The organism is Bradyrhizobium sp. USDA 3364, assembly GCF_054056355.1.
On sequence record NZ_JBSRYG010000002.1, the window covers coordinates 7,398,696 to 7,419,284 of the forward strand.

At 64.9% G+C, this 20,589-nt stretch carries 18 protein-coding genes and 3 pseudogenes; 8 read left to right on the forward strand and 13 right to left on the reverse strand.

Annotated elements, in window-relative coordinates; translation table 11 throughout:
- Nucleotides 1-26: 26 nt before the first annotated feature.
- The 3 genes and pseudogenes from gatC to ACVILL_RS34790 form a co-directional block, all read right to left on the reverse strand.
- Complete coding sequence (gene gatC / locus ACVILL_RS34780; protein ID WP_456733170.1) at nt 27-314, reverse strand: Asp-tRNA(Asn)/Glu-tRNA(Gln) amidotransferase subunit GatC; 288 nt, start codon at nt 312-314, stop codon at nt 27-29.
- A gap of 95 nt (nt 315-409) precedes the next feature.
- On the reverse strand, nt 410-1,486 hold the full coding sequence (locus ACVILL_RS34785; protein WP_456733171.1) for an NAD(P)H-dependent flavin oxidoreductase: 1,077 nt from the start codon (nt 1,484-1,486) through the stop codon (nt 410-412).
- Between the two features lie 114 nt (nt 1,487-1,600).
- Nucleotides 1,601-2,635: pseudogene (locus ACVILL_RS34790) on the reverse strand (NAD(P)H-dependent flavin oxidoreductase); the annotation flags it as partial.
- A 96-nt stretch (nt 2,636-2,731) separates the two neighbouring features.
- Between ACVILL_RS34790 and ACVILL_RS34795 the strand changes: the two are divergent.
- Entirely contained in the window at nt 2,732-3,622 is an 891-nt protein-coding gene (locus ACVILL_RS34795; RefSeq protein WP_456733172.1) for a LysR substrate-binding domain-containing protein, read from the forward strand.
- A gap of 267 nt (nt 3,623-3,889) precedes the next feature.
- Here the strand turns inward: ACVILL_RS34795 and ACVILL_RS34800 are convergent, their stop codons facing one another.
- Nucleotides 3,890-5,170 carry a serine hydrolase domain-containing protein gene (locus ACVILL_RS34800; RefSeq protein WP_456733173.1) on the reverse strand — a complete coding sequence of 427 codons (1,281 nt, stop codon included), beginning with the start codon at nt 5,168-5,170 and terminating at the stop codon, nt 3,890-3,892.
- A 427-nt stretch (nt 5,171-5,597) separates the two neighbouring features.
- Between ACVILL_RS34800 and ruvX the strand changes: the two genes are divergently transcribed.
- Complete coding sequence (ruvX, locus tag ACVILL_RS34805) at nt 5,598-6,080, forward strand: Holliday junction resolvase RuvX (RefSeq protein WP_456733174.1); 483 nt, start codon at nt 5,598-5,600, stop codon at nt 6,078-6,080.
- Between the two features lie 2 nt (nt 6,081-6,082).
- A complete protein-coding gene (locus tag ACVILL_RS34810; RefSeq protein ID WP_456733175.1) occupies nt 6,083-7,009 on the forward strand; it encodes an AEC family transporter in 927 nt (308 codons plus the stop codon).
- Nucleotides 7,010-7,042: 33 nt separating this feature from the next.
- On the opposite strand, the gene ACVILL_RS34815 is transcribed toward ACVILL_RS34810, so the two are convergent.
- The 6 genes and pseudogenes from ACVILL_RS34815 to ACVILL_RS34840 all read right to left on the reverse strand — a co-directional run bounded on the left by ACVILL_RS34815 (nt 7,043) and on the right by ACVILL_RS34840 (nt 12,363).
- Nucleotides 7,043-8,254, reverse strand: a complete 1,212-nt coding sequence (locus ACVILL_RS34815; protein WP_456733176.1) for an ABC transporter substrate-binding protein — start codon at nt 8,252-8,254, stop codon at nt 7,043-7,045.
- Nucleotides 8,255-8,549: 295 nt separating this feature from the next.
- Nucleotides 8,550-8,894, reverse strand: a complete 345-nt coding sequence (locus ACVILL_RS34820) for a hypothetical protein (RefSeq protein WP_456733177.1) — start codon at nt 8,892-8,894, stop codon at nt 8,550-8,552.
- A 19-nt stretch (nt 8,895-8,913) separates the two neighbouring features.
- Nucleotides 8,914-9,684 carry a CPBP family intramembrane glutamic endopeptidase gene (locus ACVILL_RS34825; protein ID WP_456733178.1) on the reverse strand — a complete coding sequence of 257 codons (771 nt, stop codon included), beginning with the start codon at nt 9,682-9,684 and terminating at the stop codon, nt 8,914-8,916.
- Between the two features lie 10 nt (nt 9,685-9,694).
- Nucleotides 9,695-11,339 (reverse strand): annotated as a pseudogene (locus tag ACVILL_RS34830) (acyl-CoA dehydrogenase family protein).
- 122 nt (nt 11,340-11,461) lie between these two features.
- A complete protein-coding gene (locus ACVILL_RS34835) occupies nt 11,462-11,914 on the reverse strand; it encodes a hypothetical protein (RefSeq protein WP_456733179.1) in 453 nt (150 codons plus the stop codon).
- A gap of 35 nt (nt 11,915-11,949) precedes the next feature.
- Nucleotides 11,950-12,363 (reverse strand): hypothetical protein, encoded by a 414-nt coding sequence (locus ACVILL_RS34840; RefSeq protein ID WP_456733180.1) that lies wholly within the window; start codon nt 12,361-12,363, stop codon nt 11,950-11,952.
- Nucleotides 12,364-12,613: 250 nt separating this feature from the next.
- Between ACVILL_RS34840 and ACVILL_RS34845 the strand changes: the two are divergent.
- Nucleotides 12,614-13,329: pseudogene (locus ACVILL_RS34845) on the forward strand (IS5 family transposase).
- Between the two features lie 13 nt (nt 13,330-13,342).
- On the opposite strand, the gene ACVILL_RS34850 reads toward ACVILL_RS34845, so the two are convergent.
- On the reverse strand, nt 13,343-14,101 hold the full coding sequence (locus ACVILL_RS34850; RefSeq protein ID WP_456733181.1) for a M15 family metallopeptidase: 759 nt from the start codon (nt 14,099-14,101) through the stop codon (nt 13,343-13,345).
- A 242-nt stretch (nt 14,102-14,343) separates the two neighbouring features.
- On the opposite strand from ACVILL_RS34850, the gene ACVILL_RS34855 reads away from it, so the two are divergent.
- The 3 genes from ACVILL_RS34855 (at nt 14,344) to plsY (ending at nt 17,503) form a co-directional block, all read left to right on the forward strand.
- The gene (locus ACVILL_RS34855) at nt 14,344-15,297 is read left to right on the forward strand and encodes an aspartate carbamoyltransferase catalytic subunit (protein WP_456733182.1); all 954 of its coding nucleotides are present in this window, start codon (nt 14,344-14,346) and stop codon (nt 15,295-15,297) included.
- 5 nt (nt 15,298-15,302) lie between these two features.
- Nucleotides 15,303-16,604, forward strand: a complete 1,302-nt coding sequence (locus ACVILL_RS34860) for a dihydroorotase (protein WP_456733183.1) — start codon at nt 15,303-15,305, stop codon at nt 16,602-16,604.
- A gap of 302 nt (nt 16,605-16,906) precedes the next feature.
- Nucleotides 16,907-17,503 (forward strand): glycerol-3-phosphate 1-O-acyltransferase PlsY, encoded by a 597-nt coding sequence (gene plsY / locus ACVILL_RS34865; RefSeq protein ID WP_456733184.1) that lies wholly within the window; start codon nt 16,907-16,909, stop codon nt 17,501-17,503.
- Between the two features lie 105 nt (nt 17,504-17,608).
- Here plsY and ACVILL_RS34870 read toward each other — a convergent pair whose 3' ends face one another.
- The gene (locus ACVILL_RS34870) at nt 17,609-18,847 is read right to left on the reverse strand and encodes an amidase (protein ID WP_456733185.1); all 1,239 of its coding nucleotides are present in this window, start codon (nt 18,845-18,847) and stop codon (nt 17,609-17,611) included.
- Between the two features lie 102 nt (nt 18,848-18,949).
- Between ACVILL_RS34870 and dprA the strand changes: the two genes are divergently transcribed.
- Nucleotides 18,950-20,065 carry a DNA-processing protein DprA gene (dprA, locus tag ACVILL_RS34875; RefSeq protein ID WP_456733186.1) on the forward strand — a complete coding sequence of 372 codons (1,116 nt, stop codon included), beginning with the start codon at nt 18,950-18,952 and terminating at the stop codon, nt 20,063-20,065.
- A 118-nt stretch (nt 20,066-20,183) separates the two neighbouring features.
- On the opposite strand, the gene ACVILL_RS34880 is transcribed toward dprA, so the two are convergent.
- On the reverse strand, nt 20,184-20,585 hold the full coding sequence (locus ACVILL_RS34880) for a winged helix-turn-helix transcriptional regulator (protein ID WP_456733187.1): 402 nt from the start codon (nt 20,583-20,585) through the stop codon (nt 20,184-20,186).
- Nucleotides 20,586-20,589: the final 4 nt, after the last annotated feature.

Sequence of the window (20,589 nt, forward strand, 5' to 3'; positions counted from 1 at the left end):
GTTTCGTTCAGGCGAACCGGTATCCGTTACTCGACCACCTTCGGCACCAGGAAGAAGTCGTTCACGGTGTCGGGCGCATTGCGGACGATGACATCGGCGATCTCGCCGTCATTGACCACGTCCTTGCGCTTCTTCATCTCCATCGGCGTCACCGAGGTCATCGGCTCGACGCCGTCGATATTCACCTCCGACAGCTGCTCGACGAAGGCCAGCATCGCGTTCAGCTCGCCCTGGAGATGGGGAACTTCGGCGTCGCTGACCGCGATCCGCGCCAGATGCGCGATGCGGCGGACGGTCGTGGCGTCTACGGACATTATATATGGCCTCGGGGTGGACAGGCTGAAAGATCAGCTTGCCGTATAGCAGAGGCCGGTTTTGCGCCGCAACCGCGCTGCAAAACGGGGCGAAATCAGCCCCCGAGCTGCCCCATCCGCGCCAGCGCGGCGCCGGCCAGCGCCCGGGTCAGCTCGGCGGCGGGCATTTCCTTGCCCATCCGCACCGCCTGCCCGGCCCACAGGTTGGTGAAATCGACCTTGCCGTGCTTTTCGGCAGCCGCCTTCAGCGGCCCGAGGGCGGTTGCGGCATGCGGGAATGCCGGTGCATCGGGCGAGACCGGGCCGACCTCGCGCATCACGCGGTTGGCGACGCCGCGCGCCGGGCGGCCGGTCATGACATTGGTGATGACGGTCGATTCGTCGCTCGCCTGCGCCAGCGCGATCCGGCCCTGCGGGCTTACCTTGGATTCCGGGCAGCGCAGATAGGCGGTGCCGACCTGCACGCCGGAGGCGCCGAGCGCGAACGCCGCCGCGATCCCGCGCCCATCGGCGATGCCGCCGGCTGCGACGACCGGCACCTTCACCGCATCCACCACCTGCGGCAGCAGCGAGAACGTGCCGGGCTGCTCGGCGATGGTGTTGGTCAGGAACATGGCGCGATGGCCGCCGGCGTCGGCGCCTTGCGCGATAATGACGTCGGCGCCGTTCTCCTCCAGCCAGATCGCCTCCTTCACCGTCGTCGCCGACGACATCACGGTGGCACCCGTGCCCTTCACCCGCTGCAACAGTTGCGGCTCCGGCAGGCCGAAGTGGAAACTGACGACCTCGGGCTTCAATTCCTCGACCACCGCGCAGAACGCTGCGTCGAACGGCGCGCGGTTCGCCGCGTTGATCGGCGCATTCGGATCGAGGCCGTGCTCACGATAATAGGGCGCCAACCGCTGCCGCCAGATCGCCTCGCGCGCCGGATCGGCATCGACCGCCTTGTGGCAGAAGAAGTTGAGGTTGATCGGCGCAGAGACGCGCTGGCGGATGATGTTGACCTGCTCGCGCGCCTTCTCGGCCGACAGCATCGCGCATGGCAGCGAGCCGAGCCCGCCGCCCTGCGCCACCGCAATCACCAGCTCCGCATCCATCACGCCGGCCATCGGCGCCAGCACGATCGGGAATTCGGTCTTGAAGCGATCGATCAATCGACGGTCTGGCCACATGGCGCGCCTCTTTCCTGCTTGCTCGGAATTACCCTCTCCCCTTGTGGGAGAGGGTGGCTTCGATGCGGAAGCATCGAAGTCGGGTGAGGGGTTTCCCTCCGCGGAGACAGACCCTCATCCGGTGCGGATTGCATCCGCACCACCTTCTCCCACAAGGGGAGAAGGTGAAAAGTTGCGCCGGCCCTGCAGCGACTGCTCGGCCTCGGCGACGATGCGGCCGACGATCTCGGCCGCAGGAACGATATCATGGATCAGGCCGACGGACTCGCCGGCGAACACCGCGGCAATGTCGAAATTGCCCGCGGCCTTCGCGGCGGCGTATTCCACCGCGATCTCGTCCACACGCTGCATCAGTTCGATCTCGCGGCCAGACCAGCGCCGCAGATGATCGTTGGCAAGCGAACGCGCGGTGAATGGTGCCGGCCACATCAACTTGCGCGACCAGTCCATCACCACGCCGCGCACCGTCTCGCCGCTCTTCGCTGCACAGATCAGCTGCTTGGCCTGCTCGGGCGCGTCGGCCTCGACGCTGGCATAGAACCGTGTTCCGAGCAGCACACCGGATGCGCCGAGCATCATCATCGCAGCCAGGCCGCGTCCGTCAGCGATGCCGCCGGCCGCGACGACAGGCACGCGCCCGGCCGCGAAATCGATGATCGCCGGAACGATGTCCATCGTGGTGCGCGACGCGCCGTGACCGCCCGCCTCGGTGCCCTGCGCAATCAGGATATCGGCGCCGCAATCGAGCGCCTGCTGCGCGAGCTCTTCATTCTGCACCTGGCAGATCAGCAGCGCGCCCGCCGTCTTGATCTTGGGCGCGAACGGCGCGGGATCGCCGAACGACAGCATCACCGCGCGCGGCCTCGCCTGCAGCGCGATATCGATCAGCTCGGGCTGCTTGGCGAGACTCCAGGTGATGAAGCCGATGCCGAACGGACGGCCATACTTCCTGAGCTCGGCAACTTCCGCCTCGAGCCACGCTCTGTCGCCGTAACCACCGCCCAAGATACCGAAGCCGCCGGCGTCGCTCACCGCCTTGACGAGCCGGCTGCCGGTGATCATCGCCATCGGCGCCGCGAGGATCGGATGGTCGACGCCCAGACGCGCCGTCAATTCGGTGCTGACCGACATGCGCTCGCTCCCTATTGCGGACCTTGCTGGACTTCCAGCCTAAGCGGGACTACCATTCTCGGATAATGAATACTAGAGAACGCAGCCATCTCTAAATTGAAACGGTGGTCTCAGATGGAATTGACCGACCTGCTCACCTTTTCCACGGTCGCCCGGCTCGGCGGCATCACCCGCGCTGCGGACGAGCTGAATACCGTGCAGTCCAACGTCACCCAGCGCATCAAGGCGCTGGAGGCCGAGATCGGCACCGCGCTGTTCGAGCGTCACAGCCGCGGCATGTCGCTGACCGGCGCCGGCCGCCGCCTGCTGCCCTATGCGCAGCGCATGGCGGCGCTGTCGCGCGAGGCCGTGCTTGCAGCGCGCGACGACGGCGAGCCGAAGGGACCGCTGTCGATCGGCTCGATGGAGACCACCGCCGCGGTGCGGCTGCCGGCGCTGCTGGCCGAGTTTCATCGCCGCTATCCGGCGGTGCGCCTGACACTGCGCACCGCGCCGACCGCCGATCTCGTCGCCGCCGTGCTCGACGGCTCGCTCGACGGCGCCTTTGTCGCCGGTCCGATCGAGCACGGCGAGCTCATCGCGACATCAGCCTTCACGGAGGAACTGGTGCTCGTCAGCGCGCAGCGCTGGACATCGCTCGCGGCCTTGCGCGCCGGCACGCCGCAATCCGGCCCGACCGCGCTGGTGTTCCGCACCGGCTGCACCTACCGGCAGCGCCTCGAACAGGTGTTCACCGAGTTCGGGTGGCCATCGGCCGTCCGCTTCGAGTTCGGCACGCTCGACGGCATGGTCGGCTGCGTCGCCGCCGACATGGGCGTGACGCTGCTGCCGCGTGCGGTGGTCGAGCGCGATCACGTGCAGCGCGACGTCAATATCCACAAGCTCGGCCCGCAGCACGCGCTGGTCGAGACGCTGTTCATCCAGCGCCGCACCGCGCATCAGTACAGTCCGTTGCAGGGACTTACGGCGTGCCTTGGCGGCAACGATCGGGTGATCGCTGCCTGATCGGCGGGGCAATCGCATTTGGGCGATCGGCACGATCAGCGCCTCCACAAACTCGTCATGCCCGGGCTGGTCCTAACCGAGGCAGACATCTGTTGACCTTGGAGATTTGCCGCTCGTTCCGCGACCGGTCTTCACACAAACAGAACTACTGGAAGTCCCATTGAGGGGAGAATCCGTTGTCTCTGTGGATGAGCGCCTGAAAGGCGACGGGCACCAGCCGCTCCGCTCGCAGCCGGCTGCGGTGGCGCGCTCTTGTTCGTTGGGTCGCTAACTAATGTTGGCCTGCAGATGCCTTTCGACGATGCTTGGGATGTTCGTCGAGGCGATGGGTGAATTCACGAAGACAGCGATTAAAGTATCATTTGGCGCGAAGGTGACCGAACATTGTTGCGTTCGACTCATGCCATCTGACCAGTAACCGCTCTTCATGAAGCAGTCCTGTACGCCGTCCGAGAGCTGCCACTCTTTCGTGTCGTCAAGGCCGAAATTATAGCGAAGAGCTTGATGCGATGCGGACTTGCGAACAATCCCGTCACCGTCCCAATAAGCCGACATGATGTTAAGAATTTCATCGACAGAGAACCACCAGGCGTCGGTACCGGCACCCAACCAGGGGTCGGCTTTCCAGCCTGGCGCTCGAAGTGATGCGGAATAGGCTAGGCTGTCCTCGTCGCCGGGATGGATTTTTGCAGTGACGGAGGCGGGCCTCAGAATATTGCGGCTCACGTACTTGACGTAATCATCAACCGAGAGGGCGTCCCAAAGCGTATCATGTGCATCGGGGTCTTCTGGAACGCCAAACTCAGCATTAGGATCGATCATGCCTGACATGACGGCCATTGCGATCCGAAGACCGATGAAGTTGCCGTTATGATAGCTCCACTGACCGAAATTTGCCGGATCGACGCCGCGTTCGACGTACTGCTTGAAATCGTAATAAGTATAGCCGTCGTTTAGTCCTCCATATTGGACCTGACGAAAGCCTGAAGTCATGGTGAGCAGATGGCGGAGGGTGATCTGCCGCGAGGTCGGAGCAACCCGAAAATGGCGTGGCAGAAAATTTGTTATCGAGGTGTCGACATCGATACCCTTGTCGAGCAGGAGCTTCGTAACCGCCATCGACGTAACAAGCTTGCTGACGCTGGCTACGTGCATTTTGATAGTCGTGTCCCAGTTCTTTGCATCTGAGTCAGGCGAAATCCTCGCTGACCCGCCATTCAGGGTGAATACAGTTTGTCCGCGGCGACGCACGCGCATGGAGTACCCGGCAACGCCCAAGCCGCTCAGAGCCGTGCTCATGTCGGCCTCGAAATTGCTATCGTTGACGGTGCGCCGAGTCTTCGGATCGGTGTTAGCTCCGATGATCGGAAAGTCTGGTTCTTTGACGTTTGGCGGAGTGCTGACAATCGTCGCTGTATCGAACGTATCGCGCGCGTCTAGATAGCGATCGATGCCTTCTGGCGTTAGATGATGCTTAGAGAGAAACTTTGAGGCTTGCGCTGATCGGAAGGTTTTCTTCAATTCAGAGGATTTGCGGTTCTCAATCATTTTCACTCCTGCAAAATTACGTGCAAGGTTGCGATTGCTTCAGCACATGACTTGAACTTGGCGCGATCGCAGATCTGGCGTCAATCGCTTGATCGGACCATCACCGAGCCTGCGGTCGAGTTAATGAAACGACCGGCCGAAACGGGTCGATTGCTGCCCCCGGATCACAATTTGAAGTCATATCGTAACAGAAATTCACGCGTATCATGTGACTGCCCTCACAAACTGAACCACAATCACAACGACAATTTGCCGCAGCACGAACGCTTTGGGTGTATGCGGCCAAGCCGGTTGATGGGACCGTGGCCCGAGCCGGCCGCCGACTTACGCGGGCCGCCCGCTCTCCGCGCTGTGGCGTTTTCGCATGGAGGCCCGCCCGCCGCGGGCCTTTGCCTCGGCGCGCGGCCGCATGCTAAGCGCTAGCGCCATGCCCGCCCTCATCCTTCCCCTGATCGAAGCCGCGCCACACTGGCCCGAACGCGGCGCGCTTATCGGCCTCGACCTCGGCACCAAGACCATCGGCGTCGCCGTCTCCGATCCGGACCGGCGGCTCGCGACCGGCGTCGAGACCATCCAGCGCAAGCAGTTCAAGGTGGACGCAGCGCGGCTGCTCGCGATCGCGGCCGAGCGCAATGCCGCAGGCTTCGTGCTGGGCCTGCCGATCAACATGGACGGCAGCGAGGGCCCGCGCGCGCAATCGACCCGGGCCTTTGCGCGCAATCTCGCTGGCCTCACCGCGCTCGCGATCGGGCTGTGGGACGAGCGGCTGTCGACCGCGGCGGTCGAGCGCGAGCTGATCGGGATGGACGTCAGCCGCGCCCGCCGCGCCGAGGTGATCGACGAGCACGCCGCGATCTTCATCCTGCAAGGCGCGCTCGACCGGCTCGCGACACTGCGCGGAGAGCGCTGACGATGGCCGTGGTGATCGCGGCGCTGCTGCCGGTGTTCCTGCTGATCGTGCTCGGCTTCGTCCTGAAGCGCACGCTGATGCGGCTCGATAGCCAATGGCACGGGCTGGAGCAGCTCACTTACTACGTGCTGTTCCCGGTGTTGCTGGTGCAGACGCTGGTGAAGGCCGACCTGACCACGGTGCCGGTCGCGGGCGTCGGTGGCGCGCTGCTGCTGGCGGCGCTGGTGATGTCGCTGCTTTGTCTGGCGCTGCGCTCCCCGCTTGCCCGTGCCGGTGTCGACGGTCCCGCCTTCACCTCGATCTTCCAGGGGGCGACCCGCTGGCAGACCTATGTCGCGCTGTCGGTGTCGCGCAATCTCTACGGCAGCATGGGGCTTGCGCTCGCATCCGTTGCCATGGTCGCGATCATCCCGCTGGTCAACGTGTTCAGCGTCGCGGTGCTGGCGAAATATGCCTCGTCCGAGAAGCGTTCGGCGGGCGCCATCGTGATGACGATCGTCAAGAATCCGCTGATCTGGGCCTGCGTAATCGGGCTCGCCATCAATGTCGCGCACATCCCGCTGCCGCAGATCTGGTACGACGTCGCCGACGCGCTCGGCGGGTCGTCGCTGGCGATCGGCCTGCTCGTGACCGGGGCCGGGCTGCATCTGGAAGGCATCTTCCGCCCGAGCCTCGCCGCGAGTGTCGGGCTGGTCCTGAAGCTAATCCTGATGCCTGTGCTGACGGTCGCGCTCGCGGTGTGGTTCGGTGTCACCGGCGCCAATCTCGCCATCGTCGCGGCCTGCGCCGCGGTGCCGACCTCGCCGTCCGCCTATGTGCTGGCCCGCCAGATGGGCGGCGACGCGCCCCTGCTCGCCCAGATCATCACGCTGCAGACCATCCTGGCCGCGATCACGATGCCGGTCGTGATCGCCGCGGTTGGGCCGTAAGGCGCGTGGTCCATGCTCGTGCGCTGATCGCCGCTATTTTCCGGACGAACCGGTGAACGCCGTATCGAGCACATCGCCGATCGGCTGCCAGCCGCGGCCATCGAACTGAAGCAACCGCAACTGCTCGACCGGTCGGAAGCGACCGGTGTTGATCGTGATGCCCGGGAGCAAGCCGGATGCCTGATAGTCCCTGAGCGCCGCAGCCTGCTTCATGACGTTTTCTCGCGACAGATCGTTGCCGCATTGCCTGAGCACCTGGACCAGCGTCTCGGCAGCCGCATAGCCATAGACTGCGGCAGCGTCATCAGTGCCGCCGGCCTTGGTATACTTGTCGAGAAAACTGCGCCAGGCACCCTGCTCTTCCTTCCAGGCCGGATCATTCGCATCCTTCAGGAAAGCCGCGGTGACGACCCCCGTCGCATTCTCCGTGCCGGCCGGCTTGAGCACCGTCTCAATCGATGACGCCATCTGGTTCACGATGAACACCGGCCGCCAGTCGTGCTCGGCCGCAGCCCGGATTACCTTCGCGGCATTTTCCGGCACCCCGGCAAACACGAAGACCTCGGCGCCCGATTGCTTCAGGATCGATATGTGACCATCGAGATGCTGATCGTCGACATCATAGGCGATGTCGACCCTGAGGTTCTGGGCGACATTCCCCAGCCCTTGCTCCAATCCCTTGAACAATTCCCGCCCGAACTGGTCATTCTCCCAGAGCGCCACGATCTTCTTTCCGGGATAAACCGCCTGGATGTAATTGGCGTAGATGCGCCCTTCCTCGCGGTATGAGGGCTGCCAGCCCATGGTCCAGGGATAGATCGACGGCTCGCTGAGGTTCTGATCGCCGGAGGCCACAAAAAGCTGGGGGACCTGCCGTTCGTTGAGATACTTCCGCACGGCGAGATTGCCCGGCGATCCGAACGAACCGAACATCAGGAGCACATTGTCGGTCTCGACGAGAATCCGCGTGAGGTCCGTGGCGTTGGAAGCGTCGGACAGATCATCGTAGGACATGAAGCGGATCTTGCGGCCGTTGATGCCGCCGCGCTCGTTGATCATCTCGAAATAGGCGGCTTCCGCCTTGCCGATCTGGCCGAAAACGTCCAGCGTGCCGCTATATGGCATGACGTTGCCAATCCGGATTTCGGTATCGGTAACGCCGAGGTCGCGCACCCGCTGCGTGATGGCGCCCAAGGATGCCAGCGCGACGACGCTGGCCAGAAGAATTCGGATCAACGTAGCCATGGGAAGAGCTCGCACGACGGCAGCCGCCGCTGCCTGGTTTCGATCCAGCCCGCGCTCGTTCATTGATCCAGATCATAGCACTGTGATGGGGGTGCTGGCATCCCCTCTGTCAGGTTCCGACGAGCGGTGACGCGCCGCTGCTCGCCCAGATCAGGACGCTCGCTGCCGCAAATTAGGACGCGCGCAAGTTCATCGCGCTGCAGACGGCCTTGGCCGCTATCACCGTGGCGATCGTGATTGCAACGGGCGCTTCAAGGCACACAGCGTGCATCAAGCCTTTTGCCAGCAGACGAATTCAAGTCGTTCGCCAATGTTGAAAGAAGTATGCGATCGCCTTATAACACTGCTCCAGATCGATGCACCAAGAGAGCGGATGCTCATTAAGCTCTCCGTTTGCCAAGCAATATCCGACCATCTGCCCGCTATTGTCTTCGCCTTTGGTGACAAAACCGTCGTCACCGTTGAAGCGAAGATACATGAGCCAAGCATGCTCTCCATTGCGAAGCATCGCGATGGCTTGGCCGATTGGGGTTGATAGCCACAATTCGAACTGCTGCTGCTCGTGGAACCGATCTAGCTCAAGACCGAGTTGCTCGACAGAGCCAACTTCAGAGTCGATCCCGTTAAAGGATAAGTTCATGGAATGCCTGCGATGTAGCTCACCCCGCCAGCCACCAGGTCTGGATCGTCGCCGCAAAATTGTTCAGCCCGTGCAGCAGGATGGTCAGCCAGGTCGAACCGGTGCGAAAGCGCAAATAGCCGAACAGAAGCCCGATCGTCAGCACCTGGCAGAGGAAGAACCAGTCGTATTGCAGGTGCATCACGGTCCAGACGATCGACGACAGCAGGATCGCGCCGGCGGGACCGAGCCTCGATTCCGACCAGCCGCGATAGAGCCAGCCGCGCGCGAACAGTTCCTCCCAGAGCGGTGCGGCCACCGCGAACGCGATCACCAGCAGCCACAGCGCGCTGTGCTCCTGCGCCGATTTCAGCACGTCGCCCATGAAGCCCGGCGTCACCTCGCGGCCGGCGGCGCGGGACACCATGTCCCAGACCCCGACCAGCATGATGAGCGCGACCACGCCGATGATGACGTTCTTCCACGACGTCCAGTGCAGCCCGAGATAATCGGCGAACGGGATCCGGGTCCGGCGGATCGCGAACCACAGCACCAGGAGCACCATCGGCAGGCCGGCGAGGACCGAGAGCGAGATCGTCAGACCGTCGGCCACCACATGTGTGATCCCGGCCGCCGACAACTCCCCGCCCTGCGCGATGATGCGCCAGATGATGACCCCGAGCTGGCCGAGGAACATCGCGGCGAAGATCAAAAGGCCCCACAGCGCGGTGCCCCAGAACTTCCAGACCCGCGGGGGGCGTGGCGCAGGATCGATCGAGGCAGGCGATGTATCGGGATTGAGAGCGTCCATCAGCAAACCTTCATGGCAGCGCCCGCGACAGCAGCGCGCGCTGATCGGTATCGGAGAGGTCCACCGCGCCGTACATGCCGGCGTGGCGTTCGGCAAGCCGGGTCGCCGCGAACAGTTCGGCATTTTTTCGGGGAGACCTGGTTGAGCGCGGCGGCTGCCGCCAGCAGCGCCAGCTGCTCGACCGCAAGCCGCGCGACACGTTCGCTATCCGGCCGGCGGAACGATCGTCCGATCGATGCGACAGCCTCTGCTGCGCCCGGCAGGCCCTTGGTCTCGTCGGCGAGAGCGCGCAGCACGGCAAGCGCGGCATCGGCTTCGCGGCCGAGCGCGCGCAGCACGTCGAGGCACATCACGTTGCCTGAGCCCTCCCAGATCGCATTCACGGGCGATTCCCGGTAGTGACGCGCCAGAATGCCTTCCTCGACATAGCCGTTGCCGCCGAGGCACTCCATCGCCTCGTAAAGGAAGCCGGGTGCACTCTTGCAGGTCCAGTATTTGATCGCCGGCGTCAGCAGCCGCATGTACGCCGCCTCGTCCGCATCGGTTGGCGCGCGATCGAAGGCGCGGCACAGCCGCATCACCAGCGCCACCGACGCTTCGACATGCAGCGCCATGTCCGAGAGCACCGCCTGCATCAGCGGCTGATCGGCGAGATGCTTCTGGAACACGCTGCGATGCCGCGCGTGATTGAGCGCATGCGCCAGCCCCGAGCGCATCAGGCCTGCGGATGCGATCGCGCAGTCCTGCCGCGTCAGCTGCACCATCTGGATGATGGTGCGGATGCCCTTGCCCTCCTCGCCGATCAGTTCGGCATGAGCGCCGTGGAATTCCACCTCCGACGAGGCATTGGAGCGGTTGCCGAGCTTGTCCTTCAGGCGCTGGAAGTGGATGGCGTTGACAGCGCCGTCGGGCGCAAAGCGCGGCATGAAGAAGCAGCTCAGGCCGCCGTCCGTCTGCGCCAACACCAGGAACGCGTCGCACATAGGCGCCGACATGAACCATTTGTGCCCGGTGATGCGCCAGGCGTCGCCAGCACGCTCGGCACGCGTCATGTTGGCGCGCACATCGGTGCCGCCCTGCTTCTCCGTCATGCCCATGCCGAGCGTCATGCCGCGCTTGGTCCACCACGGCGCAAAGCTCGGGTCATAGGCGCGCGTGCCGATGACGGGCATCGTCTTCGCCAGGATGTCCAGCTGCGAGGCCAGCGCCGCCACCGAGGCGCGCGTCATCGTGATCGGGCAGAGATGGCCGGTCTCGACCTGGGACGCGATATAGAACCTTGCCGCGCGCACCACTTCGGCCGCGCCGCCGGTCGGCCTGCCTTGGGCATTCCAGGTTGAGTTGTGCACGCCGGCATGCGCCGAGTGCGCCATCAATTCGTGATAGGCTGGATGAAACTCGACCTCGTCGCGGCGATTGCCCCTGGCATCGAACAAACGCAGCTTCGGCGTATTCTCGTTGGCGACGCGGCCACGCTCCGCCATCGCTTCCGATCCCCAATGCTTGCCGAAATCGGACAGCTCGACGGTCGCGCCTGCCCCGCCATTGGCGGCAACGGCCGCAGCGAGCGGCGCGTCCACCGTGAACAGGTCGACATTTTCGAACGGCGGCGACTGGTTCAGCACGTCGTGGGTGGCGAACGGTGCCTGCGTCATGGTCTCCTCGGGGATCGGTCATTCTGCGCGCATGCGGCCCGGACGGCCGGGCCAACCGTGGCGCAGTGGAATCGAGGGATCATAAGCCTGCGAGCCGGTGCCGGGCAGCGAAAAATGCGCCGTCAAATGCTTCCATGCCGCGGCGCATGGCGGCCGAGCCGCCGGTCCAGCCAGTCGCTGGCCCGGGTCTTGTTGGCTTCCTTCCGGGACGCTTGGACAGGAAAGATGTCGCCCGCGTGCAGCGGCCGGTCGTCGGGATATGCCGCCATCTGCAGGTTCGACTCGTGCGCAGCCCCGTCGACCGGCGAGATGTAGGCAAACCGGATCTCGATCTTGTGCCTGATGTCGTAGCCCTGCCATTTCGGATGGCTGCGGGTCAGAAGCTCGGTCAGTTCGCAAGGCAGGAGATCGGAGCTCGAGCTCCGATTGCCTTCCGTCTTTTCCATGTAGCACTGCTCCTTGACGCTGCTGACGCGCGCGTCGATCGGCCGGAAGTTCACCCGCTTGTCGAACTCATTGTAGGCATAGAAGCCGACGACGCCGACTGCGATCACCCCGTAGAGGCCGAGACGCATGGTTGGACTCCCATCCTGCCGAACCGCCGTGACGGTCAGATCGAGCGCGTCTTGTCCGCCTTGGTCTTGGACGCGAGCACCGGAAACAGGTCGCCGGCGCGCAGCGGCTTGCCGTTCGGGAAATAAGACATCTGCAGGCTCGACTGGTGCGAGACCCCGTCGACCGGCGAGACGTAGACCACGCGCACCTCGATCTTGTGCCTGAGGTCATAGCCCTGCCACTTCGGATGCTCCTTGCGCAGCAGCTCGGCCACTTCGCAGCGGGTCAGGTCGGAGGTCCACGTGGTCTTGGTGATGACGCCGCGCTCGACCTTTTCCAGATAGCATTGATCGCTGACGCCGCTGATGCGTGCATCGACGCGCTGATAATTCGCGCTCTTGTCGTACTGATCGTAAATCGCGATGCCGGCTGCACCGACCGCAACGATTGCAATGGCTGCTAGACGCATGTGTCGTGCTCCCGCAATGCCCGCACTTCATCCGGTCGCAATTAAGGAGTGTTGAACACGCGCTTCGCTACTTTTGCGATGGCAAGTTTTGTGTTGCCGAGGTGCTTCGAATTTGAAGGAAAATCCCGCGCTAGGCGGTGTGGACTCTAAGGATTCCCTTTTGAGGGCAAATCAGATTCAAGGCTTCTTTTGGGAGGCGGCCTTGGGTGTGATGGATCGTTTGGTGTTGAGCGACGCGGCTTGGGAGCGCATGGCGCCGCTCATCATCGGCCGGCCTGACCAGAAGGGTTCGACCGGACGCGACAACCGGATGTTCGTGGAAGGGGTGCTCTGGATCGTTCGCACCGGCTCTCCCTGGCGTGATCTTCCGGAGGCGTTTGGGGATTGGAACAGCGTGTTCCGGCGCTTCAGTCGATGGAGCACCAAGGGTGTCTGGTTGCGGATCTTCGAGGCGATGTCCGATGATCCGGACTTCGAATATCTGATCGTCGATTCCACCATCGTCCGGGCGCATCAGCACGCCGCCGGGGCGAAAAAAGGGGGTCTGAAGATCAGGCGATCGGCCGCTCGCGCGGCGGCTTGAGCACCAAGATACATATGGCCGTCCGAGGTTTGGGATGCCCCGTGCGGTTCACGCTCACCGCGGGCCAGAAGGGCGATGCACCGCAAGCCGCCACCTTGATTGAGGGATTGCCCGCCGAGGTGGTCATGGCCGATACGGCCTATGACGCCGATCACTTGCGCCAAGCCATCGCGGCCAAGGGCGCGCTCGCCGTCATCCCCAACAACCCGTCACGTGCACTCAAGCATCCGCTCGACAAGCATCTCTATGCCCAGCGGCATCTCGTCGAATGCTGCTTCAGCAAACTCAAGCAGTTCCGCCGCGTCGCAACGCGCTTCGAAAAGACAGCCCGAAATTACCGAGCCGTCGTCACTCTCGCTGCAATCGTCCTATGGACACGATAAGTGTCCACACCACCTAGCGCATCCGCGTGATCGGGAAGTCGTAGGCGGTCCCGCCCACTCCGGGCAGCGAGAAGTGCCACCATTCCTTTGAATAGTTCACGAACCCCTGCCGGGCCATCGCCGTGACCAGCGTGGTCCGCCAGCGCCGTTGCGCAGGCGTGATCGCGGCCGCCGCGGTATGGCCCTTCGCATCGGAACAGTCGTAGCCGGTACCCATGTCGACACTGCCTTCCGGCGCGCGGGCGCCGACCGGCGCGGTGCAGTCAGCGTAGGCACGCGCCGGATCGAATTTTGCCGAATTGTCCGCGGTCAGATCGACCAGCGTGAGATCGACCGCGGCACCGGTCGAATGGCCGGAATGGGTGGCGATATAGCCGAGGCGGAACAGGTCCGCTTTCGAGAAGGCCGGGTTGTAGCGCCGCTCGGCGACGGTCTCTGTGCCGTTCTTCGACCACGCCACCATATCGGCGACCGCGCGGGCCGGCCGGTAGCAATCGAACATCTTCAGCGACAGCTTTTGCCGGGCCAGTTCCTGCTGCACGGCCTTGAGGCGAAGCCCGACCGCCCGCTTCACCACGCATTCCGCCGCGCCATAGCCCGCGATCGGCCGGCCCAGGAAGTTATTGGACGTCGCGTAGCGGATGTCCTGGATGATGGTGGGATCGATGTCGCGGAGGAACGCGAAGTCGCCGGGGAGGTTTTGAGCGAAGGCAGGCGAGATCGCCCCCGAGACCAACTCGACGGCCAGCAATGCGATCACGGCAAGTTTCACGAGTTCTCGCTCCGCTGTCCTGGCTGCACGGCCGTCCGAGGGACGGCCCCGCCTCCGCTCGGCCTGAGCCCGACCGTCGACGTCTTGTTCCGGAAACACCTGCAAAAGCAAGGCGCGGATGCCCCGGTGGAAGCCCCAGTATGACAGCGGAGAAACCCGGCCGCATCTTACTCGGGGAAAACTCCTCCGGGCCCTCTTCGCGCTTGCCCCACCGGCCATCCGCGCCTATAGCTCTGGCTTTAATGACCCCATCATTGAAATCGACTTTTGTCCTCGGTCACCGGCATCTGCTGGGCATCGAGGGCCTTTCCGCTGACGACATCACGGGCCTGCTCGACCTCTCCGAGGAGTATGTCGAGCTCAACCGCCAGGTCGACAAGAAACGCGCAAGTCTGCGCGGCCGCACCCAGGTCAACCTGTTCTTCGAGGCCTCGACCCGGACCCAGTCCTCGTTCGAGATCGCCGGAAAACGCCTGGGCGCCGACGTCATGAACATGTCGGTGTCGTCGATGTCGACCCGCAAGGGCGAGACCTTGATGGACACCGCAGTGACGCTGAACGCGATGCACCCCGACATCCTGGTGGTGCGCCACCACGCCTCCGGTGCGGTCGAGCTGCTCGCGCGCAAGGTTGACGGTTCCGTGATCAATGCCGGCGACGGCAGCCACGAGCACCCGACCCAGGCGCTGCTCGACGCGCTGACCATCCGCCGCAACAAGGGACGACTCGAGGGGCTCACGATCGCGATTTGCGGCGACGTGCTGCATTCGCGCGTCGCGCGTTCCAACATCTTCCTGCTCAACACGATGGGTGCCCGCGTCCGCGTGGTGGCCCCCTCCACGCTGCTGCCGCCCGGCATCGAGCGGATGGGCGTCGAGGTCGCACGCGACATGCGCGAGGGGCTGAACGGCGCCGACATCGTGATGATGCTGCGGCTGCAGCGCGAACGCATGAACGGCTCGTTCGTGCCGTCGACAGGCGAATATTTCCACTATTTCGGCCTCGACCAGAAGAAGCTCGGCTACGCCAAGCCGGACGCGCTTGTGATGCATCCGGGCCCGATGAACCGCGGGGTCGAGATCGACACCTTCGTCGCCGACGGCGCGCAGTCGCTGATCCGTGAACAAGTTGAAATGGGTGTGGCGGTGCGCATGGCGGTGCTCGAAGCGCTCGCCCGCAACCTGCCGAACGCGTGAGACCAATGCTGACCGATCGCCGCCCCATCCTGCTCGCCAACGCCCGCGTCATCGATCCCTCGCGTGATTTCGACGGTCCGGGCGATGTCCTGATCGCCGACGGCGTGATCCGTGACGCCAAGCGCGGCATCGGCGCCGCCGGCGTCCCCGAAGGCACCGACATCGTCAATTGCGCCGGCAAGATCGTCGCCCCCGGCCTGATCGACATGCGCGCCTTCGTCGGCGAACCCGGCGCCAGCCACCGCGAGACCTTCGCCTCCGCCAGCCAGGCCGCGGCCGCCGGCGGCATCACCACCATCGTCTGCCAGCCCGACACCTCGCCGGTGATCGACAATTCGGCGACCGTCGACTTCGTGCTGCGCCGCGCCCGCGACACCGCGATCGTTAACATCCATCCGATGGCCGCTCTGACCAAGGGCATGCAGGGCCAGGAGATGACCGAGATCGGCCTGTTGAAGGCCGCCGGCGCGGTCGCCTTCACCGATGGCGACCGCAGCGTCACCAATGCCCAGGTGATGCGGCGCGCGCTGACCTATGCCCGGGATTTCGACGCCCTGATCGTGCATCACACCGAGGATCCGAACCTGGTCGGCGAAGGCGTGATGAATGAAGGCGAATTCGCCACAAGGCTCGGCCTGGCCGGAATTCCGACCGCCGCCGAGTCGATCATGCTCGAGCGCGATATGCGGCTCGCGGGCCTGACCGGCGGGCGCTATCACGCGGCCTCGCTGACCTCGATGGAGTCGCTGGAAATCCTCAAGCGGGCCCGCGATGCCGGCCACACCGTCTCGGCCTCGGTCTCGATCAACCACGTGACCTTGAACGAGAACGACATCGGGCCCTACCGCACCTTCCTGAAGCTCGCGCCGCCGCTGCGCACCGAGGAAGACCGCAAGGCGCTGGTCGCCGCACTTGCGTCCGGGCTGATCGACGTCGTGATGAGCGATCACAATCCGCAGGACGTCGAGGTCAAGCGGCTGCCGTTCGCGGAGGCGGCGAGCGGCGCGGTCGGCCTGCAGACCATGCTGCCGGCGGCGCTACGGCTGATCCACAATGGCGAGATGGACTTCAAGACGCTGATCCGGGCAATGTCGACACGGCCTGCGGAACTGCTCGGCCTGCCCGGCGGCACGCTGCGCGCGGGCGCTCCGGCCGACGTGATCGTGATCGACGCCGACACGCCCTGGGTGCTCGACCGCGACGAGCTCAAATCGCTGTGCAAGAATACGCCGTTCGATGACGCCCGCTTCTCGGGCCGCGTGACGCGGACGATCGTCGGCGGACGGACGGTGTACGAGCACGTCTAAAGCATGATCCGGAAAAGTGGAAACCGGTTTTCCCTCGCGACAAACGCCAAAGGCGTTTGCGCGGAGATCATGCCCGATCGGAGTGGAACTCAGTGCGCCGCAAATTGTGACATCGCTTCCATCGTCGTCCCGACGACGATGGCCGCGACGTAAAACACAAAGAAAAGCTGCTCCAGCCGCCTGCGAACGGAAGCCATGATAAGCTCCTTCATTACCGGCGCCATGGTGCGGATTGATGGTTAATATTTCATTGACGGAATTGACCGAAATGGACCGAACCAACCCTCCAGGGGACCACCGCGATGGCTGCTGACGCGTTCCTGCTGGTCGCCATTCTGATCGGCTATCTCCTGGGCTCGATCCCGTTCGGCATGATCCTCACCAGGCTCGCCGGCACGCAGGATCTGCGCACCATCGGCTCGGGCAATATCGGCGCCACCAACGTGCTGCGCACCGGCCGCAAGGGCCTCGCCGCGGCGACGCTGCTCGGCGACATGCTGAAGGGCACGGTCGCCGTGATCATCGCGGGTTCGATCGACGGCCCGAACGCCGCGATGCTGGCCGCGCTGGGCGCGTTCCTCGGCCACCTCTTCCCGGTCTGGCTCAATTTTCGCGGCGGCAAGGGCGTCGCGACCTATCTCGGCGTGCTGCTCGGCCTGTTCTGGCCGGCGGCGCTGATCTTCGCCGCGATCTGGCTCGGCACCGCCTACACCACGCGCTACTCGTCGCTCTCGGCGCTGATCGCCGCGTTCGTAACGCCGCTGTTCCTGTGGTGGTTCGGCCACAACGCGCTCGCCTCGCTGTTCGTCGTGCTGACGCTTCTGCTGTTCTACATGCACCGCGAGAACATCAAGCGCCTGCAGGCCGGCACCGAAGGCAAGATCGGCGAGAAGAGGTAGGACAGCGTCATTCCGGGGCGCGCGAAGCGCGAACCTCAGATGCGCAATTGCGCATCGGGGAATCTCGAGGTTCCGGGTTCGCTTCGCGCCCCGGAACGACGGTGATCATTTCCTCAGCGCGTCCTCGACGAAGCTCGCCGCCGCCAGCGCCCGCGCGTCATCACCGAAGCCCGCGATCACGGTCACACCGACCGGCAATCCGCCCTCAGCCGTCAGCGTCGGCACATTGACGCAGGGCACGCCCATCAAGGTCCACAGTCGGTTGTAACGGGGGTCGCCGGTCGATGCCAGGCCGCTCGGCGCAGCCCCCGGTGCCGACAGCGTCAGCAGCACGTCGACTTCGCCGAGGATCGCGGCCAGCGCCTGCCGCGCGCGGAGCGTGACGTCCATCGCGGCGTCATATTCCGCCGGCGTACCGCCCTTGCTCTCGTCGAGCCGGCCGCGCAGCAGCGGCGGCATCGCATCGTAGTTCTGCCCGTATTCCCAGGCGAACGATTGATGCGCCTCGAACTCCTGCACCACCGGATGGATCCGCCAGGCGTCCGCAACGATCTCGGGCATCGCGAGCTCGCGCACGGTTGCGCCCGCCTGCTCCGCGGCCCGTGCGGCCGTCTGCAACGCCTCCGCGCCGGAAGGTTCAGGCGCGCCGGCGAAGGCCTGCGTCACCACGCCGATGCGGGGCGCGGCCGTTTTCGACGGCACCACCAGCTCTGCCCGCTTGGTCATCGCCGCCAGCCCCAACGCGACGTCGCGCACGCCGGCGCCGAACAGCCCGACGGTATCGAGCGTCCACGAAAAGCACTTCACGCCGACGGTCGGCAGCAGCCGGTAGCTCGGCTTGATCGCGGCGACGCCGCAAAACGACGCCGGCCGGATCACCGAACCGCCGGTCTGGGTGCCGAGCGCCAGCGGGATCATCCCGGCCGCGACCGCGGCCGCCGAGCCCGACGACGAGCCGCCCGGCGTATGCGCGTGATTATGCGGATTGAGCGTTGCGGTCGGATCGTTGGCCGCAAACGCGGTCGTCGTGGTCTTGCCGATGACGGTGGCGCCGGCCTGCTTCAGCGCCATCACGACCGGCGCATCGGCGCGCGGCTGATGCCCGCGGTAGATCGCAGCGCCCATCTCGGTCGGGAAATCGGCGGTATCGATGATGTCCTTGATGCCGACCGCAATGCCGCGCAGTGGCCCGGCGCTTTGCGCGCGCGCCGCAGCGTCATGGCGGACGAAGGCGCCGATCGCCTTGTCCAGCGCTGCGATCGCCTGCAGCGATTGGCCGATGGCGGCATCGGGCGACAGCGCGCCCTGCTCGATACGCGCTTTGAGGTCGGCAAGTGAGATCATGGCGGCTTCCCTGGCTTTGGCGGCCGCTTTTAGCGCGTCACGCGCCGCTGCGCCAATGTCGCAGTTGATCGCAATCTCAGGTTGGGCGAAGCTGCACCCCGCATGCATGACCGGTCCCCTGACGCAGCAAAACTCACCGACACCGAGCGGCTCAACCGGCTGCGGCTGATCCGCTCCGACAATGTCGGCCCGCGCACCTTTGCATCGCTGCTCCGCCATTTTGGCGATGCGACGCACGCGCTGGAGCGCCTGCCCGATCTCGCCCGCCGCGGCGGCGCAGCGGGCCCCGGGCGGATCTGCAGCGCGGCCGACGCCACAGCCGAGCTCGCCGCCTGCCGCAAGTTCGGCGTCGACCTCGTCGCGCCGGAAGAGGCCCATTATCCGGCGCGGCTTGCCACCATCGACGACGCGCCGCCGCTGCTCGGCGTGCGCGGCGCGCGCGACACAATGATGCGGCCGATGATCGCGATCGTCGGCTCGCGCAATGCCTCCGGCGCCGGGCTGAAATTCGCAGGTCAACTCGCGCGCGATCTCGGTGATGCCGGTTTTGTCGTGATCTCCGGCCTTGCCCGCGGCATCGATGCGGCGGCGCATCGCGCGACTGTCGCAAGCGGCACGGTCGCTGTGCTCGCCGGCGGCCACGACAAGATCTACCCGCCGGAGCATGAGGATCTGCTGGCCGCCCTGCTCGAGCGGGGCGCGGCGATTTCGGAGATGCCGCTCGGCCACGTGCCGCGGGCACGCGACTTCCCCCGCCGCAACCGGCTGATCTCGGGGGCATCGCTCGGCGTCGTGGTGGTGGAAGCCGCGCACCGCTCGGGCTCGCTGATCACTGCGCGGATGGCGGCCGAACAGGGTCGCGAGGTATTCGCGGTGCCGGGTTCGCCGATCGATCCGCGCGCCGCCGGCGCCAACGATTTGATCAAGCAAGGCGCCACGCTGGTCACCGAGGCCGCCGACATCATCAGCGCGGTCACGCCGATCATGGAGCGGCCGATCATGCTCGGCGTACGCGAGGAAGATGAGCCGCTGGATTTCGCCACAGATAGCGGCGATCGCGCCCGCATCATCAATCTGCTCGGCCCGAGCCCGATCAGCCTCGACGATCTGATCCGGATGGCCGATGTCTCGCCCGCTGTCGTCCGTGCGGTGCTGCTGGAGCTCGAGCTCGCCGGCAGGCTCGAGCGTCACGGCGGCGGACTGGTGTCGATGATTTAGGGCGGGCTTTACCCGTCGTCATTGCGAGGAGCGATGGCGACGAAGCAATCCATTCCTCCCGTTGCGGCGCGATGGATTGTTTCGCTCCGCTCGCAATGACGTGGAAGGAACTGAGTACTCAATCGTCGCTATTCCGCGCGTCGAATCTGCTGCGTGCGCCCTCGATTTCCGGCAGATGCGCAAAGGCCCATTCGCCGAGCGCCATGACAGGCACGGCGAGCCCGCGGCCAAGATCGGTCAGCTCGTAGTCGACCCGCGGCGGAATGGTCGGGAACACCGTGCGCGTCACCAGCCCATCGCGCTCCAGCCCGCGCAGGGTCAACGTCAGCATCCGCTGCGAGATGCCGTTGATCATCCGCTTCAGCTCGTTGAAACGCCGCGGTCCGTCGCGCAGCAGCATGATGACCAGCACGCTCCATTTGTCGCCGACGCGCGACAGCACGGAGGCCACGCCGCGGCAGTCCTGATGCTCCGCCGGATTGAGCGGCGGGTCGGTTACATGCATGTGCTCGGGTCTCATCGGT